Source organism: Acidimicrobiales bacterium, from assembly GCA_022452145.1.
Lineage (GTDB): Bacteria > Actinomycetota > Acidimicrobiia > Acidimicrobiales > MedAcidi-G1 > UBA9410.
On record JAKURY010000013.1, the window covers coordinates 34,596 to 52,021 of the forward strand.

Below are 17,426 nucleotides of genomic sequence, written 5' to 3' on the forward strand. Positions count from 1 at the left end.
TAGCAGTCGCCCCGGGCGGGTTCAGCGGACGGCGGCGGACCCGGTCCGGATGTGGGCAGCAGGGTTGTCCGGAGCCCGGGCGGAGCCGACGGAAGGCCGCTCAGTCGTGGTCGTCGAGGCCGCCCGACGAGGGCGGGTCGAAGCCTTCCGGCCAGAGCGTCGTGTCGTCGTGCCGGATGCCGTCCAGGACGACGCCGTCGAGCTGGGCACCGGTGAGGTCGGCGCCGACCAGGTCGGTGAGGCTCAGGTCGGCCTCGATCAGCGAGGTGCCCCGGAGGATGGCGCCCGACAGGTTCGCCGCCCTGATGGTGGCCCCGTTCAGGACCGCACTACGAAAGTCGGCACCTCCGGCGAACGCCCCGGTCAGGTCGGCGTCGCGCATGCAGGTCCGGGTCAGGGAGGCTCCTGCGAGGGTCGAGGCACCCAGTAGGGCGCCGGTGAGGTCCGCGGCGATGAGCCAGGCGCCGCCCAGGTCTGTGCTCCGGAGGTCCGTGCCGGTGAGGCGGGCACTGCCCAGCCAGGCGCGGCTGAGCATGGCGCCACCCATCCGCGCATCGCTCAAGTCGGCGCTCCAGAGGTTTGCGTGGTGGAGGTCCGCGTCGGCGAACACGGTGCCCTGGCAGATGGCGTGTCGGAGGTCGGCACCGACGAGGCGGGCGTCGGACAGGTCGGATCCGCTCAGCACGGCGCCCCCCAGCCAGGACCCGCTGAGGTCCACCGACCTCAGGTCGGTGTCGGTCAGGTCGGCGCCCGCCAGGTCGGCTCCGATCCCGAGCTCGTATCCGCGGACCTCCATCGGACCGAGGCTAGGGCAGTAAGCCCGTCGGCGTGTCCGGGCGCCGGCCCGGGGTGGGCCCCGTGCCGGTGATCGGGCAGCATTCCCCTGTGACCGTCCTACTGGCTGCCGCGTCGGCGGTCTTCTTCGGTGTCGGCGACCTCCTGGGGGGCATTGCCATCCGCCGCTCGGGCCGTCCCGGGGCGGCCATCGCGGTGGCCATGACGGCCACCGCTGTCGGAGCGGTGGTCGTCGGGCTGGTACTGGTGGTGCGGCCACCGGAGGCGGTGGGCGTGGCCGACGTGGTGTGGCCGGTGATGGCCGGCCTGTTGATGGCCGCCACCCGGCCGTTGCTCTACCTCGGCATGGCCCGTGGCCCGATCGCCGTCTTTGCTCCCGGCTACGGCCTGACCATGATCGCCGTGCCGGTACTCGTGGGTCCGTTTATCGGCCAGCGCCTGACCGGTGTCGAGGTGCTCGGGGTGGTGCTGGCCGTCCCGGCCGTTGTGCTGTTGTCCGGCGAAGGTGGCCTGCCCCGGATCCGCGACGTCGTCCGGAGCCGGGTGTTGGGCTTGGCCTTGGTGGTGGGGTGCAGCATCGGCGTGGCCGGGATCCTCCTCACCCAGGCCGATCCGGCGGCCGGCGAGGTACCGGCCCTGCTGGTCCTGTTGACGGGTCTGGTGCTGCTGCCTGCCTTCGCCCGGGCCCGGTCGGAATCGGTGTGGCCGGATCCTGTGGTCCGACGGTTCGGGCTGGTGCTCGGCTGCACCAGTGGCACGGCTATCGTGCTCAGCACGGCGGCCTACCTTCGGGGATCGGCGGCCGTGGTGACGGCCCTGATCGCCCTCAGCCCGGGGGTGAGCGTCGGCATCGCCTGGCGGTTCCTCGGCGAGCGGGTGGCGCCACTCCAGGCGCTGGGAGGTGCCTTCGGCGTGGCGTCCGTGGTGGCCTTCACCCTGGGGGTCTGACCGACCGGAGGCCGGGGGTGACGGTGAGCCGACCTGTAGGCGGGGTTCTGTCCACCGGCCCCTTGCGGGGGTCCGGATGGGTGACCATCTATCTGTGCGGCCCACCTGGGAGTGTCGGCGGGCGGGCAGCCCTCTCCCTGTTCGGCCTTGCTCCGGATGGGGTTTGCCGAGCCGACCGGATCACCCCGGTCGCTGGTGCGCTCTTACCGCACCGTTTCACCCTCACCTGTGCCCATTCCCCGAGGGGACCGGGCCATCGGCGGTCTGTTTTCTGTGGCACTTTCCTGCGGGTCGCCCCGACTGGCCGCTAGCCAGCATCCTGCCCTGCGGAGCCCCGACCTTCCTCAGCGTGGAGACCACGCCGCGGCCACCCGGTCGGCTCACCGTCGGCTCCAGTCTGGCAGCAGAATTTCCCTTGCGTCGCAAGCATGGGCGCACTAGCAACGCTCCGGACATGGAAACACTCGTCGAGGCCCCGATTCCGGTGGCCGTTCGGCCGATTACCTCGGCCGACCACCGGATTGTCGAAGGCTGGTACCTGCGCGGGGCCTGCCGCGGGCTGGACTCCTCGATCTTCTATCCGGATCCGGCCGAAGAGGCCGTCGTGGCGCGCGCCCTGGCCGTCTGCGACCGATGCGAGGTGCGTAGCGACTGCCTCGACTACGCCCTGTTCCGGCGGGAACCGACCGGCATCTGGGGAGGGACCACCGAACGCGATCGCCGTCGGATCCTCCGTCGCCGCCGGACGGCCTGACCTACGGGGTCGGAGGGGTGGCTCTGGATGACTATGGCGGCTGGCCGGGCCTCCTGGAACGCCTCTGCGAAGGTGAGCACCTGTCGGCCGAAGAGACCGAGGCCATCCTCACCGAGATCCTGAGTGGGGAGGCCGAGCCGGCGCAGATCGCAGGCTTCCTGGTCGGGCTGAAGGTCAAGGGCGAGACCGCTGAGGAGACGACCGGGCTGGTCAAGGCCATGGTCGCGGCGGCAGAACCCCTGACCCTGCCGGAGGGGACGATCGACATCGTCGGAACGGGCGGGGGTGTGGTGCGTCGTCAGGCGGCGCTGAACGTCTCGACCATGGCCTGCTTCGTGGCGGCGGGCGCAGGCGCCACCGTCTGCAAGCACGGCAACCGACGGGCGTCGTCGACCTCCGGCGCCTTCGACGTGCTGGAGCTCCTGGGTGTGGACATAGAGATCACGCCGGAGCGCCTGGCCGCCCAGGTCGCCGAGCACCGGATCGGCTTCGCCTTCGCCAGGACCTTCCATCCGGCCATGCGCTTCGCCGGCCCCATCCGTGCAGGCCTGGGGATCCCGACCGTCTTCAACGTGCTGGGTCCGCTCTCGCATCCCGGGCAGCCGAAGCGTCAGGTCATCGGTGCCGCCGACCCGGGGCTGGCCGACCGCATGCTCAAGGTGTTCCGTGCCAACGGGTCGCTGCACACCTGGCTGGTCACCGGCCACGACGCCCTGGACGAGATCGCGCTTACCGGCCCAACGCGGATACTCGAGTTGCGCGAGGGGGTCGACCGGGAGTGGACGCTGGACCCGGTCGAGATCGGAATGTCGTTGGCGGACGCCTCGGACCTGGCCGGGGGTGGGCCGGAACGCAATGCCGAGATCGCCCTGGCCATGTTCGCGGGTGACGAGAGGGGGCCGCGTCGCGACATGGTGGCGCTGAACGCGGGAGCCGGCCTGGTGGTGGCGGGCATCGCCGACGGGATAGCGGACGGCGTGGAGCGGGCGATCGCCGCGCTCGACGACGGTTCGGCGGCGGCGGCGCTGGACTCCATCAGCACCTGACCGGCCAGACGGCGGCGGACCGACGACCGGTCACCGGCCGGGCGCCCGGCCTGGTGCGCGACCGGGAGCCGGTGCGGGCGGCGGTCGGATCAGCAGTCGGGCAGCCCCACCGCCCGGTCACCGGCCAGGAACCGGGCCACCAGGTGGGCGGCGCAGGGGTCCGACATCGACGGGACGTGGGTCCACCGGGGGGACTCGACCAAGGTGGCGTTCTCCAGACCGTCTGCCAGTCGTCGGGCCCATGCGAAAGGGGTGATCGGATCCAGGTGGCCGGACAGAACCAGGATCGGCACCGTCGATGTGACCGCCCGGTCGACTACCCGCTCTGAGGCCGGTACGTCCCACAGGGCGCACAGGGCGCGCACCTCGATGCCGGCGCCGGCCACCGCATCCAGGATCGGGTCGCCGGTGGTCATGGCGGACATGGCGTTGAACGGCACCTCGTCAGCGCACTCCGAGGAGAGTTGGGCTCCTTCGGAGACCGGGTCGCCGACGGATCGGCCCGTTGAGGCGATCTCGGTAAGCCGTGCCACCGCCTCGGCCAGCCGGTCGGAGGCGGCCAGCGGGATGGCGTCGCGGACCACGGCCGGACCGACAGGGTTGGCGAGGGCGTCGGACACCAGTCGTACGAACCGGACGTCGTCGTAGTGCACCGCCTCGCCGGATCGGATGGTCACCGCCACCGCCCGGTAGGCCAGGCCGGCCAGCACCTCTCGGAGCGGTTCGAGGAGTCCGTGTGGGCAGGCATCCCAGTCCAGGCATCCCGCCTCGAGGACCTCGAGGGCGAGGAGCACGCCGGCCGGCAGGTCGTCGTAGGCGTCCACCTCGGGGGGCAGGGGTGAGTCCAGCACGGCGGAGTCCACGGCCCCGCCGTCGATCCGGAGCAGCTCGAGGGCGATCCGGGTGCCGAACGAGACGCCGTGGAGGTGCCATGAGTCCAGCCCCATCGCCTCCCTGAGGGTGACCATGTCGGCGCCGATCCTCTCCACGGTCGTGGAGTTCCGGTCGACGCCACCGTCGTCCAGGCGCTGCCGGCAGGCGCGGTAGCCGTCGAATCCGTCGACCGGCCCGTCGTCCAGTTCGGGGCAGTCGAGCGACGGCGTCGAGGCACCGCCGCCCCGCTGGTCGACCAGGATGACGTCGTGCCCCTCCAGGATCCCGGAACGGGGGGCCAGCCACCGGTACCGGTCGAGAACGGCGCGCCCGCCGGGCCCACCGTGCAGGTGGAGCACCGGTGCACCGGTCGGGTCGGCCGCATGAAGCACGACGACCGAGAGGGACGCGTCCTTGAGTTCCAGGCGGTGGCAGGTGACGGTCAGGTCGCTCGGAACCTCTTCGCCCGGACAGTCGGCGTCGACCAGCCTGTCGTCGCTGCCAACGTCGGGGACGGAGGATCCGTCGGAAACGGTGGATCCGGTGCATGCCATGGAAACAGCTACGAGGATCGCAACGAGCCCGTGGATGCGGAGGTGGGTGCGCATCGGGATCCTCACGCCGTCCACGGTACCCACGGACCCTTCCGTGGCTGGATCAGGTGCGCGGGTCCGGCGGTGCCCTGAAGGTGGGGATCCTGGCCAGCGGATCGGCCAGCGTGCCGTCACAGTGCTCCAGCCGCAGTCGGTGGGACTCGCCGTCCAGCCATGCCGCTACACAGTGCAGTTCGTCTGCCAGGTCGCGGGGGATCGGCTCGCCTGGCACCGGCCGGTCGTCGGCTGCCGGCGAGAACCGCAGGGCGAGATCGCCGTCTGGCTCGCCGCACCAGGCATGTACCAACAGTCCGTCCTGGAACTCGGCGCCACCATGGTCCTGCACCCGGACCCGAAGCCGCCCCGATTCGCGGAGCCGGCGCAGGCGATGTTGGCGGCCCAGGGCTCCAGCCAGGACCGCGGTCCGGTCCCTGAGGTCCGCCGCCTCCTCGAAGCGTTCCTCAGCTGCAAGCCGTCGCATCCGATCGGCAAGGGGGTCGATCAACAGGTCGGGTCGGGAGGTGAGCCCGGCCACCGCCCTGGCGACGATCGCGGCGTAGCCGTCCTCGTCGATCTGACCACTGCACGGGCAGGTCGCCAGCCCGAGCTGTGCCGGCACGCACGGTCCGGTGCCTGGGGTTGGCGCCGGTCGGGTCGTGCAGCGACGCAGCGGGACCACCGCCTGGATGGCATCGATGACCATTCGGGCCGCCGACGTGGAGGTGACCGGCCCTATGTAGAGCCCGCCGTCCTGCTTCAGGACCCGGGCGGTCGACAGCCGCGGGAACCGTTCCCCAAGGGAGAGCTTGACGTAGGCGTAGTGACGCCAGGTTGTTCCCTGACGGTTGAAGCGCGGCTCGTGCTCGTGGATCAGGCGGATCTCGACCACGGCGGCCTCGAGTGGGCCGGTGCAGTCCCGATGGTCGATACGGGTCGTCTCACGGAGCATCTGTGCGGTCTTGCGCCGGGTGTCGGTCGAGAAGTAGCTCCGGACCCGCGCCCGGAGGTTGGTTGCCCGGCCCACGTAGATGACCTCGCCACGGCGACCTCGGAACAGGTATACGCCGGGCGATCGTGGGAGGGACTCGGTCATGCGCAGCTTGGCGGCCTGCGGATGGCCGGCCATCTTCGGGAGCAGGAGCAGGTCGTCCAGCCCGGTCACACCGAGCGCCCCGGCACGTTCGATGAGCAGGTGGAGTAGGTCACCGGTGGCCAGGGCGTCGTCCAGCGCCCGGTGGGAGGGTCGGTGGTCGAGGCGTAGCAGCGATGCGAGGGTGTCGAGGCGGCAGTTGGGTACCTCCTCCCCGAGTAGGCGTCGGGCCAGGCCGCAGGTGTCGATCGAACGGTTGGAGAGCGGCGGGCGGTCCGCCCCGGCCAGCGCAGCCCGGAGGAACGCCAGGTCGAAGCGGACGTTGTGGCCCACCACAACGGCGTCGCCGAGGAACTCGAGGAAGGAGGGGAGGACCTCGGCGATCCGTGGTGCGTCGACCAGCATGGCCGAGGTGATGCCGGTCAGGACCGTGATGGACGGTGGGATCCCGCACCCCGGGTCGACGAGCGACTGGAAGGTGCCGAGGCACTCGCCGCCCCTTAGCTTCACGGCGCCGATCTCGGTGATGGAGCACTCGGCGGGTGAGATTCCGGTCGTCTCCAGGTCGACGATGCAGAAGGTCACGTCGGCGAGCGGAGTGCCGAGGTCCGCAAGGCTCCGTTGGAGCGGGTCTGCCACCGATTTCGTCACCGGTCCAGTCAACCGAACAGGTGTTCGTGCGTCAAGGACCGGTTCCGGACACGGCTGTCACACCCCGCTGGGAGGATGCAGGGCATGCGAGACGACACACTGCTCATCGACTGCGGCACCTGCGCCGAGCGCCATACGGACACATGCGACGACTGCGTGGTGACCTTCATATGTGGGCGCAGGCCAGGGGATGCCGTGGTGGTCGACCTGGCCGGGTTCCGGGCCATCGGGATGCTGGGCCAAGTCGGGCTGGTACCACCGCTGCGCCACTCGGAACAGTTGACGGCGGGCCGCTGATCGCCCCACCCCTCGGCGCCGTGCGACCATGGCCCGATGGAGGAGTCCGCCCACCTGCTGAAGGCCGACCTCCTCGCGCTGGGGCGATCCGTTGGCCTCGATGCCGTGGGGGTGACCGGTGCCGAGCCGTTCCCCGAGGTGCGCTCAGAGTTGGAGAGACGTAGAGCGGATGGCCTGCACGGCGGAATGCAGTTCACCTTCCGCAACCCGGCCCGGTCGACCGACCCGAGGCGAATCCTGGAGGGTGCGAGGTCCATCCTCGTAGGAGCCCGGCGGACCCCGGCACCGCGCCTGGCCGACGTCGGTGCCGGCCGCCTCCGGATCGCCGCCTACGCCAGGCACGACCACTACGGAGCACTCCGTGCCGGCCTCGACCACTTGGCCGACCGCCTCAGGGCTGATGGATGGGCGGCCCGGGTCGTGGCCGACGACAACGCCCTGGTGGACCGGGCGGCAGCCGTCCGGGCCGGGATCGGGTGGTACGGCCACAACGCCAATGTCCTGCTCCCCGGACGGGGAAGCTGGTTCGTCCTCGGCGCAGTGGTGACGGATGCCGCACTGCCGCCATCGGACCCGGTCGACGAGGGTTGCGGAACCTGCAGGCGGTGCATCGACGGCTGTCCGACCGGGGCCATCGTGGAACCGGGGGTGGTCGACGCCCGGCGGTGCCTGGCGTGGCTGGTCCAGGCACCCGGGTCCATTCCGCGTGTGTACCGGAAGGCCCTCGGCGGTCGGCTCTACGGGTGTGACGACTGCCAGGAGGTGTGTCCGGTCGGCCGGTCGGAGGTGGTGGCGGACGGGACCGAGGATCCGGCGGCTGACGTGGAAGCGGTCGACGTGCTGGAAGCCGACGACCACGAGCTGCTGGAGCGCTTCGGGCGCTGGTACATAGCGGAGCGGGATCCCCGGTACCTCCGACGCAACGCCCTGGTGGCCCTCGGGAACACTGCGGCCGGCGACGATCCGACGGCCGTCCGGCTGCTCGTGGCGTTCCTGGCCGATCCCGATCCGATCCTGCGGTCCCACGCGGCCTGGGCCGCGTCGGCGCTGGGCCGTTATGACCTCCTGGGGGACCTGGACGATGACGGGGATCCGCTGGTCGCCGAGGAGATGGCGGTGATCAGGGGCAGGGTGGGACCGTGAGGCGACACCTGTTGGTGACCAACGACTTTCCGCCGAAGGTCGGGGGCATCCAGTCCTACCTGTGGGAGCTCTGGCGACGCCTCCCCCCGGACGACGTCGCCGTCCACACCACGCCGTACGCCGGGGCGGACGCCTTCGACGCCGACCAGGCCTTCACGTTGAGTCGCTCCAGGGAGCCGGTGCTGCTGCCCACGCGGAGCGTGGCCCGTCGGGTCGGACGGCTGGCGGCCGGACACGATGCCGAGTTGGTGGTATGGGATCCCGCCCTCCCTGTCGGGTACGCCGCGTCCCGCGTGGACCGTCCCTACGCCGTGGTCCTGCACGGTGCCGAGGTCACGGTGCCCGGTCGGCTCCCGGTCGGTCGTTCGCTGCTGGCGCGGGTCCTCAGCGGGGCCTCGCTGGTGATCTGTGCCGGCAACTATCCGGCCATGGAGGCCTCGCGCGCCGCCGATCGCGACCTGCCCACGGTGGTGGTACCCCCCGGGGTTGACACCGACCGCTTCCGTCCCCTGGATGCCGGGGAACGGGCCTCTGTCCGTACCGACCTGGGGCTTCCGGTGGATGCGCCGCTGGTGGTCGGCGTCAGCCGGCTGGTCCCCCGCAAGGGCATGGACACGCTGATCCGGGCCGCGGCACGCCTCCGTCGACGGGAGCCCGACCTGGTGGTCGCCATCGCCGGATCGGGGCGTGATCGGCGGCGCCTCGAGGGCCTGGTGGCATCCACCGACGCGCCGGTACGCCTGTTGGGCCGTGTTCCGGAAGAACTCCTGCCCGGGCTCTACGGGGCCGGCGACGTGTTCTCCATGCCGTGCCGGACCCGCTGGGGAGGCCTGGAGCAGGAGGGGTTCGGCATCGTGTTCGTGGAGGCGGCCGCCGCAGGGGTGGTCCAGGTGGCCGGCGACAGCGGTGGTTCGGCCGAAGCGGTGGAGCATGGTCGTACCGGATTGGTGGTCGGGCCCCCTGGAGTGGTCGACCGGTTGGCAGACGCCCTGGCAGGCCTGCTGGGCGATGACGATCGTCGCGCGGAGATGGGGCGGCGAGGCCGGGAGAGGGCCGTGTCCGAGTTCGCCTACGACGTCCTGGCCGACCGCCTCCGTGACGGGATCGACGGTGCGACCCTAAAGGGCTGACAGGCTGACGGTGAGCTGGGCTGACGGGCTGACGGTCCAACACGAAGCTGGAAGGTCCCGGCCCGGTCCGATGGGGCCGGAGGAACCCACCACCGGGAGTTCGACGGCCGGTAGTGTCGGCGGTGAGGAGGCCATCCATGACCGATCACGCCAGCCAGCGCATCATCGTGCGGGCGACCCCGGAGCGCTGCTATGAGACGGTGCTTGACGTCGAGCGGCTTCCGGAGTGGGCGCCCGACATCAAGGAGGCCGAGGTCCTGGTCCGCGACGACCTGGGGCGTCCGGGCGACGTGGCCTTCCGCGCGGCTGCGATGGGCCGGAGCACCAACTACACCCTGCGGTACACCTACGGTTCCAACCCGCTTCGCATCTCGTGGCGCCTCGTCGAGGGAGACCTTCTGAGGCGGATGAGCGGTGGCTACGAGTTCCTCGCCGTGGAGGGGGATGCCGACGCGGCGCTCGTGGTCTACGACCTCGACGTGGACCTCATCATCGGGCTTCCCGGCTTCGTGAAGCGTCGCCTGGAGGCCAAGGTCGTCCACGCCGCGATCGACGACCTGAAGGCCCGCATAGAGGTAGGCGCACCCACCAGCTGATCGGGCCGGTCCGGCTCCTCCGACCGGCCTCCGGGGTGGAAGGCCACAGGTACGCTCCGACGATGGAGTTCCGGCGCATCACCTCGCTGCCACCGTACGTATTCACGATCATCGACACGCTCAAGGTGGAGGCACGCAGGGCCGGCGAGGACGTGATCGACCTAGGCTTCGGCAACCCCGACCTGCCTTCGCCCGACGTGGCCGTGGAAAAGCTCTGCGAGGCGGTGCACAACCCCCGGAACCACCGCTACTCGTCAAGTCGCGGGATTCCGAAGCTGCGAGAGGCTGTCGCCGACCTCTACAAGCGCCGCTTCGACGTCGACCTGGATCCGGAGACCCAGGTACTCAACACGATCGGCGCCAAGGAGGGGTTCTCCCACCTCATGTGGGTGCTCCTGCAACCTGGCGACGCCGCCCTCGTCCCGTCCCCGTCGTATCCGATCCACCGTTATTCGCCGCTGTTCGCCGGTGCCGAGGTGCGGGAGATGCCGTTCACCACCGACGGCGACTTCATAGCCATGCTGAAGGATGGCTGGGACTACTCGTGGCCCAGACCGCGGGTGATCGTCCTCTCCTTTCCCCACAATCCCACGACGGCCTGTGTGGACCTTGCGTTCATGGAGGAGGTCGTGGGCTTCGCCCGTGAGCGTGACGTGGTGCTGGTCCACGACTTCGCCTATGCGGACCTCGGGTTCGACGGCTACCGACCGCCCTCGATCCTCCAGGTGCCCGGCGCCGACGAAGTGGCTGTCGAGCTCTATTCGATGACTAAGAGTTATTCGATGGCGGGGTGGCGGGTGGCCTTCATGGTCGGCAACGCCGGGGTGGTGGCAGCCCTCACCAAGCTGAAGTCCTACCTCGACTACGGCACGTTCCAACCGATCCAGATAGCGGCCACCGTGACCCTGAACGAGGCCTCGGAGCATCCCTCCGAGGTGTGCGGCATCTACCAGTCCCGTCGGGATGCCCTCTGTGACGGTCTGAACCGGATCGGATGGGCCATCCAGCCACCGAAGGGAACGATGTTCGCCTGGGCCCCCATTCCGGAGCCCTACCGCTCCATGGGATCGGTGGAGTTCGCCTCCCTCCTGGTCCGGGAGGCCAACGTCGCCGTCTCACCCGGCTTGGGCTTCGGCCCGGGCGGCGAGGGCCATGTGCGCTTCGCCCTGATCGAGAACGAACAGCGGATCGGCCAGGCGGTCAGGAACCTGAGGGGAGCGTTGGATCGCCTGGATCCGTGACCTGGTTGGCCAGGAAGCCGACGTAGTTCCCGCAGGTCACCGGAGCCCCCTCCTCGGGGGGATCGCCGTCGCTGACCGGCACGTTGATGGCCTCGAGGCCCTCATCGCCGGCGAGCAGGATGGCCACCCGGTCGATCTCGGCACCGGCAACCAGGTTCACCGCCGTGCAGACCAGCATGGCGAAGGCCAGCCGGTTGCCGGCGCTGTCATCCTGGGGGAAGCCGTCCAGGCTGTCGAGGTGGATCTCCAGCAGGCCATTGACGAGGACCGTGCCGATCACCGTGGAGCCCTCGGCGAACGGGGAGATGAGCTCGGACTCCTGTTCGGCGGCGGTGGGCCCTGCGAGGACCTTGTCGAGGATGACGTTGATGGATCCGTCTCCTGCGATCTCCCGGTCGACGACCTCCAGGATCATCCGGTCGTCCTCAGTCAGCCGGGCCATGTAGATCTGCACCGACTCCGTGGGGGCCGGGGCCTCGGTGGTGGTCGACGCAGCGGGCAGGAGGGCGTCGGGAAGCTCGGCCACGAGGTTTCGGGCCTGATCGTCGATGGGGATCGCGCAGCCGGCGAGGACGGCAACGACAAACAGGGCGGTGATCGGGCTACGAACGCCCATCAGGCACCCTCCCCGGGGAGGGGCAGCTCGAGCACGAAGCGGGCGCCCGGTCGGCCGTCGGGGCGGTCTTCCACCCACACCCGGCCACCATGGAGGCGGAGGTCCTCGACCACGAGGCTGAGGCCGAGTCCCGTTCCGCCGTCGTCGGTCCGACGTCCTCCGGCCGAGCCGCGGGAGAAGCGCTCGAATATCGCCTCGCGTTCCCGTACCGGGACGCCGGCACCCTCGTCCTCAACGATGATCCGGAGCGACTCGTCGTGCTCGAGGGCCATGGCCGTGGCTCCGCCGCCGTAGCGCTCGGCGTTGTCAAGGAGGTTGGACATGACGCGGGCGAGGCGGCGCTTGTCGGCGACGATGACGATGGAACTGGAATCGTCGGGCAGCCGGAGCGGAACCCGCCCGGTACCCCGGGCAGTCGCCTCGAGGAACCTTGCGATGTCGACATCGGCCAGGTCCAGGGCCGCCATCCCTGCGTCGAATCCGGAGATCTCCAGTAGGTCGTTGACCAGCCTGTTGAAGCGCTCCAGGTCGGCGACCAGCAGGTCGAGGGCGGTCTGGGACCGCTCCGAGAGTTCCCCCCGGCGTGACTCCAGCACCCCGACCCCGGCCATGAGGGTCGTTAGCGGGCTGCGGAGCTCGTGGCTGACGTCCGAGGCGAACCTGGCGTCCCGTTGGATCCTCCCCTCGAGCGCCCGAGCCATCTCGTTGAAGGAGTCCGAGAGTCGGTCCAGGTCGGGATCGGCCTGGGCTCCGAGACGGGTGTCCAGTCGCCCACCGGCGATTGCTTCGGCGGCTTCCCGGACCCGACGTAGTGGGCGGAGCGTTCGACGGCTGGCCCAGGACCCGAGCAGGGCGGCCAGGATCGTGGTCACGGCGCCCGTACCCAGTAGCACGAACCGGAGGTCGTCCAGGGTCCGCTCGACCTCGGAGAGGTCGCTGATCGTGTAGTAGTCGGCGTCGAAGGCGACCAGCGGGATGCCGACCACGAACCGTGGCTCGCCCCGGACCCTTGCCAGCATCTGTCCGGAGCGCCGGTCGGCCAGCCGGGCCACCAGCAATTCCGGCAGATCGGCCCGGTCCAGCTCGGGTGCGAGGAGCCAGTCGTCGGCGAGCCGGATGATCCTCTGACCACCTTCGATCCTGGTCAGGGAGTCGACGATGGTGGGGAGGTCCTCGATGGAGGAGTCCGGGGTGAGCTGGTTGGAGAGCCGGGTGGCGTTGCTCACTGCCATGGCCGCAGCGGCGTCCTCCCGGGTGTCGAGCAATTGCTGGCGGGTGAGCAGCAGGGTCATTCCGCCCAGCAGGACCGAGATGAACAGCCCGCCGATGGCGAACATGACCGAGATCTGGGCACCGAGCCCCAGCCGGGTGGTGTCGTCGGTCATCGGCACGTCCAACCCTGCTCAGGTCTGGAGCTTGTAGCCCATGCCACGAACGGTGACCACGTAGCGGGGGTTGGCAGGGTCGGGCTCGATCTTCATGCGCAGGCGCCGGACGTGGACGTCTACGAGGCGACCGTCCCCGAAGTAGTCGTAGCCCCAGACCCGTTCGAGCAGGTCCTCGCGGCTGAGGACGCGGTCGGGGTTTGTGGCCAATTCGAGGAGCAACCTGAACTCGGTCCGTGTGAGGTGGACCTCCTCGCCGCGGTAGCGGACGACACCTGCCTCGGGGAGTACCTCCAGCTGGTCGACCTGGATCTGGGTCGGCCTGTCGGCGTCAGGTCGGATCCGGCGGAGCAGTGCCCGGATTCGGGCTGAGAGCTCCTTGGGATCGAAGGGCTTGCGGAGGTAGTCGTCGGCGCCGGCCTCCAGACCGGCCACCACGTCGTGGCTGTCGGAGCGGGCCGTCACCATGACGATGGGGACGTCACCCAGGCGGCGGATGCTCCGGCAGACCTCGAAGCCGTCCATTCCGGGCAGCATGATGTCGATCAGCACGACGTCGGCCGGCGTACGCGTGAAGGCCTCAAGGGCCTCCTCTCCACTGGCCGTCTCTTCGACGTCCCACCCCTCCTCCTCGAGGGCCAGGCGGACCGCGGTGCGGATCCGCTGGTCGTCCTCGACGGTCAGGATGCGGGTGCTCATGGGGAGATGCTGCCCCATGGAGGGCACCGCTGTCCCATATCGGGCGATCCGGTACGCATCAGGCCACCTCGGCACCCGCGGAGCGGAGGAGGTCGAGGAGTGGTCCGTGCAGGCCTACCGGGGCGGCCACGACCATCTCCCCGGTGGTCGGCTGGCCCTCCAGGTCGGTCACACGTCCACCGGCTTCGGTTACCAGCAGGATGCCGGCCGCACAGTCCCAGGGGTTCAGCCCGCGCTCGAAGTAGGCATCCACCCGGCCGCAGGACACCGAGGCCAGGTCCGTGGCCGCCCCGCCGCAGCGTCGGATGTCGCGGACGTTGCCGATGACGGCCACCAGGGCCTCGGCCTGTCGGCGGCGTCGCCCGGGGTCGTATCCGAAGCCCGTTGCCACCAGGGCCGAGGAGAGGTCGTCGACCTGGTTCACCCGCACCGGCCGACCGTTGCGGGTCGTTCCATGGCCCACCGCGGCACAGAACTCATCCTGCAGGAGGGGGTCGACGACGACCCCGGCGGCCGGTCGGCCATCCACCTCGACGCCGATGGACACTGAGAACCCCGGGTGGCCGTATACGAAATCGGTGGTGCCGTCTATCGGGTCGACCACCCATCGGACGCCGGAGGTTCCGTCGACCCCGGTGCCCTCCTCGCCGAGTACTGAGTCGTTCGGGCGGGCATCCAGGATGCGTTCCACGATCTGCTCCTCGGACCACCGGTCGACCTCGGTGACGAGGTCGGTCACCGTGGTCTTGGTCCCCGAGACGTCGACGGCCCCGGCCAGGCGACGGAGTTCCGGGGCGACGGCCCGGGCTATGTCTAGGGCCAGGTCGCGGAGGGCGGCGGGGTCGGCCATGGAACCTGGTAGGGGTCAGTCGACCGGGTGGTCGTCCCGGGCCGCCTGCTGGAGTTGGCTGGTCCGCCATTCGGACATGGCACGCAGGGCGAGGACGGCGACGATGCCCACCCCGACGGCTGCCAGGCCGGCGCCCAGGACCCCCATGGACCCGGCGAGCGTGGGGCATTCGTCGGCACACTGGAGGTTCGTCACGGAGTGGCCGACCAGCCCGCCGCAGACGCCGGCCACCAGGATGGCCAGGAGCGCCAGCAGCCGGGCCGTCGTCGAGGGTGCCGCCGACGGGACGGAACCGACGGTTCGGGACCGAACGCCGTTCACGGCCCGGAGGCTATCGCCATCCGGAAGGGCAGCCCGGCCGTCGGGAGGCCCTTCACCGGGAGGTGCCAGACTGCGCCGGTGGGTGACGGTGCGGCTCGACGGTGGGACGGAGGCCCAGAGAGCTACCACGTGGTGGGCGGCCTCCTGACGGAGCAGTGCTCGACCCTGCTGGTGGCCAACCGTCGTCGCGACGGTCGTCTGGAGTGGACCCCTCCGGGCGGGGTGGTGGACTACGGCGAGGCGTCGTTGGATGCGCTGTCGCGCGAGGTGGTGGAGGAGACCGGATTGACCGTGGACGGGTGGTCCGAAGCGCTCTACCGGGTGACGGTGGACTTCCCGGACCGTTACATGCTGCTGGGCGTGGAGGTCCACCTGGCCCGTTCATGGCACGGCGACCTGGCCCTGGACGATCCGGACGACATCGTGGAGGACGCCCGCTTCGCGGACCCCGACGAGGCACGCCGGCTCCTGGCGACCGCACCACGGTGGGTCCGCGAGCCAGTCACGGCGTGGATGTCAGGTTTCCTGCCGAAGGATCCGGGCGACGGGGTACCACACTTCGGGTACGTGGCCCGCGGCTCCAATCCATCGGATCTGGTGGTCGAACGCCTCGACGCCGGTGTCGATTGACGGTCTCCGCCGGTGACCCAGCCCACCCCGATCCTCCACGTGGACATGGATGCCTTCTTCGTGTCCGCCGAGTTGGTACGGCGACCGGAGTTGCGTGGCCTTCCGGTGGTGGTGGGCGGCGACGGTGAGCGCGGGGTGGTGGCAGCGGCCTCCTACGAGGCCCGGGCCTACGGGGTGCGCTCGGCCATGCCGTCGACGCGGGCCCGGCGCCTCTGCCCGGACGTGGTGTTCCTCCCGGGTGATCACCGGCACTACGGCGAGGTGAGCCGCCGGGTGATGCTGATCTTCCGTCGCTACACGCCGCTGGTCGAGCCGTTGTCGCTGGACGAGGCGTTCCTGGACGTTTCCGGCGTCGTGCGACTCCACGGGCCACCGACCGAGGTGGCTGCGGCCATCCGAAGCGACGTCCTGGCAGAGGAGGGCCTGGGTTGCAGCGTCGGGATCGCAGCCAACAAGTTCCTGGCCAAACTGGCCAGTGCACAGGCGAAACCGACTGCCGGAATGGACGGCCCGGCTCCCGGTCGTGGAGTCCAGGTGGTGCCGGCCGACGGGATCCGGGAGTTCCTGGATCCGCTGCCGGTGGAGGCCATCTGGGGAGTCGGGCCGCGCACGCTCGAGCGCCTCCAGCGACTCGGGGTCCGGACGGTGGCCGAACTGCGCGCCGTTCCCGAGCCGACGCTGGTGTCATCGTTCGGTCGGGTCGCCGGGGCCCAGTTCTGGCGTCTGGCCCGGGGCATCGACGAGCGTCGGGTGGACCCCGCCCAGTCCGTGAGGTCGATCGGCCATGAGGAGACCTTCTCCCGTGACCTGACCGAACCCGGGGATCTGCGACGCGAGTTGATCCGCATGGTCGATGCGGTGGGGCGGAGGCTGAGGGAGGCGGGCGTGGCGGGGCGCACGGTGACGGTGAAGGTTCGCTTTCCGGACTTCACCACCGTCAGCCGGTCGCAGACCCTCCCGGATGCCACTGACCTCGTGGTGGAGATCCTGGAGGTCGCCACGGGCCTCATGGAGTCGCTGGACACGATGTCGGGTATCCGCCTGCTGGGGGTGTCGCTCAGCGGCCTCCGGGATGGCTCTGTCCGCCAACTCCGGTTCGAGGACCTCGGGGATCCGGGCTGGCTGGAGGCGGAACAGGCGGTCGACCGCATCCGCGACCGCTTCGGGGTCGGATCCATCGGTCCGGCGACCACGGTGGGCCCCGAAGGGCTGCGTCCCCGGGAACGGGGCGATGGCCAGTGGGGTCCCGAGGACTGAGATCCTCGGGTCGGCGCGTTGTCGCTGGAGACCCGTTGTGCGATGCTTTACGGAGAGTCACACGACCGGCTAGGCGAGGAACTGCCAGGTGCCACTGTCCGAGGACGAGGAGAGAATCCTCAGCGAGATCGAAGACCAGTTGTTGGAGACCGATCCCGACCTCGTGCGTGAGGTGAGCGAGACCACGGTCTACACGCAGCCCCTTCGTAGCATGAAGTGGGCGATCGTCTTGTTCGTGGCCGGGGTCACGGTGATGGTCGCCACCCTGTCCACCTCCTTCCTGCTGGCATTCGTCGGCTTCCTGGTGATGCTCGGAGCCGCTCTCACCCTGGAGCGCAACGCCCGACAGGTGGGCCGGGTCGGCCTCCGGACGGCCGTCGGTTCCGGGCGGGCCACCGGCCTACGCGATGCCGTCGGGGGGACCCGGGCGAAGGTACGGGAGCAGATGCGCGATCGCTTCCGCCGGGGGGACCAGGGCCGCGCCTGATTCGGGCGTCCTATGGCCTGGTAG

General features: G+C 70.2%; 19 protein-coding genes and 1 other RNA gene. 11 read left to right on the plus strand and 9 right to left on the minus strand.

Going from position 1 to position 17,426, the window contains the following annotated elements; genetic code table 11:
- Positions 1-100: 100 nt before the first annotated feature.
- Positions 101-796: a pentapeptide repeat-containing protein gene (locus MK177_06430; GenBank protein ID MCH2426955.1), complete on the minus strand. Its 696-nt coding sequence runs from the start codon at positions 794-796 to the stop codon at positions 101-103.
- Between the two features lie 89 nt (positions 797-885).
- On the opposite strand from MK177_06430, the gene MK177_06435 reads away from it, so the two are divergent.
- Positions 886-1,743, plus strand: coding sequence for a hypothetical protein (locus MK177_06435; GenBank protein MCH2426956.1), 858 nt, complete (start codon positions 886-888; stop codon positions 1,741-1,743).
- Positions 1,744-1,763: 20 nt separating this feature from the next.
- On the opposite strand, the gene rnpB is transcribed toward MK177_06435, so the two are convergent.
- Positions 1,764-2,126: RNase P RNA component class A (rnpB, locus tag MK177_06440), an RNA gene on the minus strand.
- A gap of 71 nt (positions 2,127-2,197) precedes the next feature.
- Between rnpB and MK177_06445 the strand changes: the two genes are divergently transcribed.
- Together MK177_06445 and trpD are read left to right on the plus strand one after the other, a co-directional pair.
- Complete coding sequence (locus MK177_06445; protein ID MCH2426957.1) at positions 2,198-2,497, plus strand: WhiB family transcriptional regulator; 300 nt, start codon at positions 2,198-2,200, stop codon at positions 2,495-2,497.
- Between the two features lie 17 nt (positions 2,498-2,514).
- A complete protein-coding gene (gene trpD, locus MK177_06450) occupies positions 2,515-3,543 on the plus strand; it encodes an anthranilate phosphoribosyltransferase (protein MCH2426958.1) in 1,029 nt (342 codons plus the stop codon).
- Positions 3,544-3,632: 89 nt separating this feature from the next.
- On the opposite strand, the gene MK177_06455 is transcribed toward trpD, so the two are convergent.
- Complete coding sequence (locus tag MK177_06455) at positions 3,633-5,036, minus strand: alpha/beta hydrolase (GenBank protein MCH2426959.1); 1,404 nt, start codon at positions 5,034-5,036, stop codon at positions 3,633-3,635.
- Between the two features lie 37 nt (positions 5,037-5,073).
- Positions 5,074-6,750, minus strand: coding sequence for a DEDD exonuclease domain-containing protein (locus MK177_06460; GenBank protein ID MCH2426960.1), 1,677 nt, complete (start codon positions 6,748-6,750; stop codon positions 5,074-5,076).
- Between the two features lie 84 nt (positions 6,751-6,834).
- Here MK177_06460 and MK177_06465 point away from each other — a divergent pair, with 84 nt between their 5' ends.
- The 5 genes from MK177_06465 to MK177_06485 all read left to right on the plus strand — a co-directional run bounded on the left by MK177_06465 (position 6,835) and on the right by MK177_06485 (position 11,157).
- Complete coding sequence (locus MK177_06465; protein ID MCH2426961.1) at positions 6,835-7,047, plus strand: hypothetical protein; 213 nt, start codon at positions 6,835-6,837, stop codon at positions 7,045-7,047.
- A 36-nt stretch (positions 7,048-7,083) separates the two neighbouring features.
- Positions 7,084-8,190 carry a tRNA epoxyqueuosine(34) reductase QueG gene (gene queG / locus MK177_06470; protein MCH2426962.1) on the plus strand — a complete coding sequence of 369 codons (1,107 nt, stop codon included), beginning with the start codon at positions 7,084-7,086 and terminating at the stop codon, positions 8,188-8,190.
- Positions 8,187-9,320, plus strand: a complete 1,134-nt coding sequence (locus tag MK177_06475) for a glycosyltransferase family 4 protein (protein MCH2426963.1) — start codon at positions 8,187-8,189, stop codon at positions 9,318-9,320. Before queG ends, MK177_06475 begins: the two co-directional genes overlap by 4 nt.
- A 137-nt stretch (positions 9,321-9,457) precedes the next feature.
- Positions 9,458-9,916 carry an SRPBCC family protein gene (locus tag MK177_06480; protein ID MCH2426964.1) on the plus strand — a complete coding sequence of 153 codons (459 nt, stop codon included), beginning with the start codon at positions 9,458-9,460 and terminating at the stop codon, positions 9,914-9,916.
- A 62-nt stretch (positions 9,917-9,978) separates the two neighbouring features.
- Positions 9,979-11,157 (plus strand): aminotransferase class I/II-fold pyridoxal phosphate-dependent enzyme, encoded by a 1,179-nt coding sequence (locus MK177_06485; GenBank protein MCH2426965.1) that lies wholly within the window; start codon positions 9,979-9,981, stop codon positions 11,155-11,157.
- Here the strand turns inward: MK177_06485 and MK177_06490 are convergent.
- From MK177_06490 to MK177_06510, 5 genes are read right to left on the minus strand one after another with little or no spacing between them, the layout of a single operon-like run.
- Positions 11,117-11,773: a GerMN domain-containing protein gene (locus MK177_06490; protein ID MCH2426966.1), complete on the minus strand. Its 657-nt coding sequence runs from the start codon at positions 11,771-11,773 to the stop codon at positions 11,117-11,119. The two genes, MK177_06485 and MK177_06490, sit on opposite strands and share 41 nt — an antisense overlap.
- Positions 11,773-13,158: a HAMP domain-containing histidine kinase gene (locus tag MK177_06495; protein ID MCH2426967.1), complete on the minus strand. Its 1,386-nt coding sequence runs from the start codon at positions 13,156-13,158 to the stop codon at positions 11,773-11,775. Before MK177_06495 ends, MK177_06490 begins: the two co-directional genes overlap by 1 nt.
- Positions 13,159-13,176: 18 nt before the next feature.
- Positions 13,177-13,857 (minus strand): response regulator transcription factor, encoded by a 681-nt coding sequence (locus tag MK177_06500; GenBank protein MCH2426968.1) that lies wholly within the window; start codon positions 13,855-13,857, stop codon positions 13,177-13,179.
- Positions 13,858-13,915: 58 nt separating this feature from the next.
- Positions 13,916-14,707: an inositol monophosphatase gene (locus MK177_06505; GenBank protein ID MCH2426969.1), complete on the minus strand. Its 792-nt coding sequence runs from the start codon at positions 14,705-14,707 to the stop codon at positions 13,916-13,918.
- A 15-nt stretch (positions 14,708-14,722) separates the two neighbouring features.
- Positions 14,723-15,028, minus strand: a complete 306-nt coding sequence (locus MK177_06510) for a hypothetical protein (protein MCH2426970.1) — start codon at positions 15,026-15,028, stop codon at positions 14,723-14,725.
- Between the two features lie 78 nt (positions 15,029-15,106).
- Between MK177_06510 and MK177_06515 the strand changes: the two genes are divergently transcribed.
- The 3 genes from MK177_06515 (at position 15,107) to MK177_06525 (ending at position 17,402) form a co-directional block, all read left to right on the plus strand.
- Entirely contained in the window at positions 15,107-15,658 is a 552-nt protein-coding gene (locus MK177_06515; GenBank protein ID MCH2426971.1) for an NUDIX hydrolase, read from the plus strand.
- A 12-nt stretch (positions 15,659-15,670) separates the two neighbouring features.
- On the plus strand, positions 15,671-16,915 hold the full coding sequence (locus MK177_06520; GenBank protein ID MCH2426972.1) for a DNA polymerase IV: 1,245 nt from the start codon (positions 15,671-15,673) through the stop codon (positions 16,913-16,915).
- A gap of 88 nt (positions 16,916-17,003) precedes the next feature.
- Positions 17,004-17,402 carry a DUF3040 domain-containing protein gene (locus MK177_06525; GenBank protein ID MCH2426973.1) on the plus strand — a complete coding sequence of 133 codons (399 nt, stop codon included), beginning with the start codon at positions 17,004-17,006 and terminating at the stop codon, positions 17,400-17,402.
- The last annotated feature ends 24 nt before the right edge of the window (positions 17,403-17,426 follow it).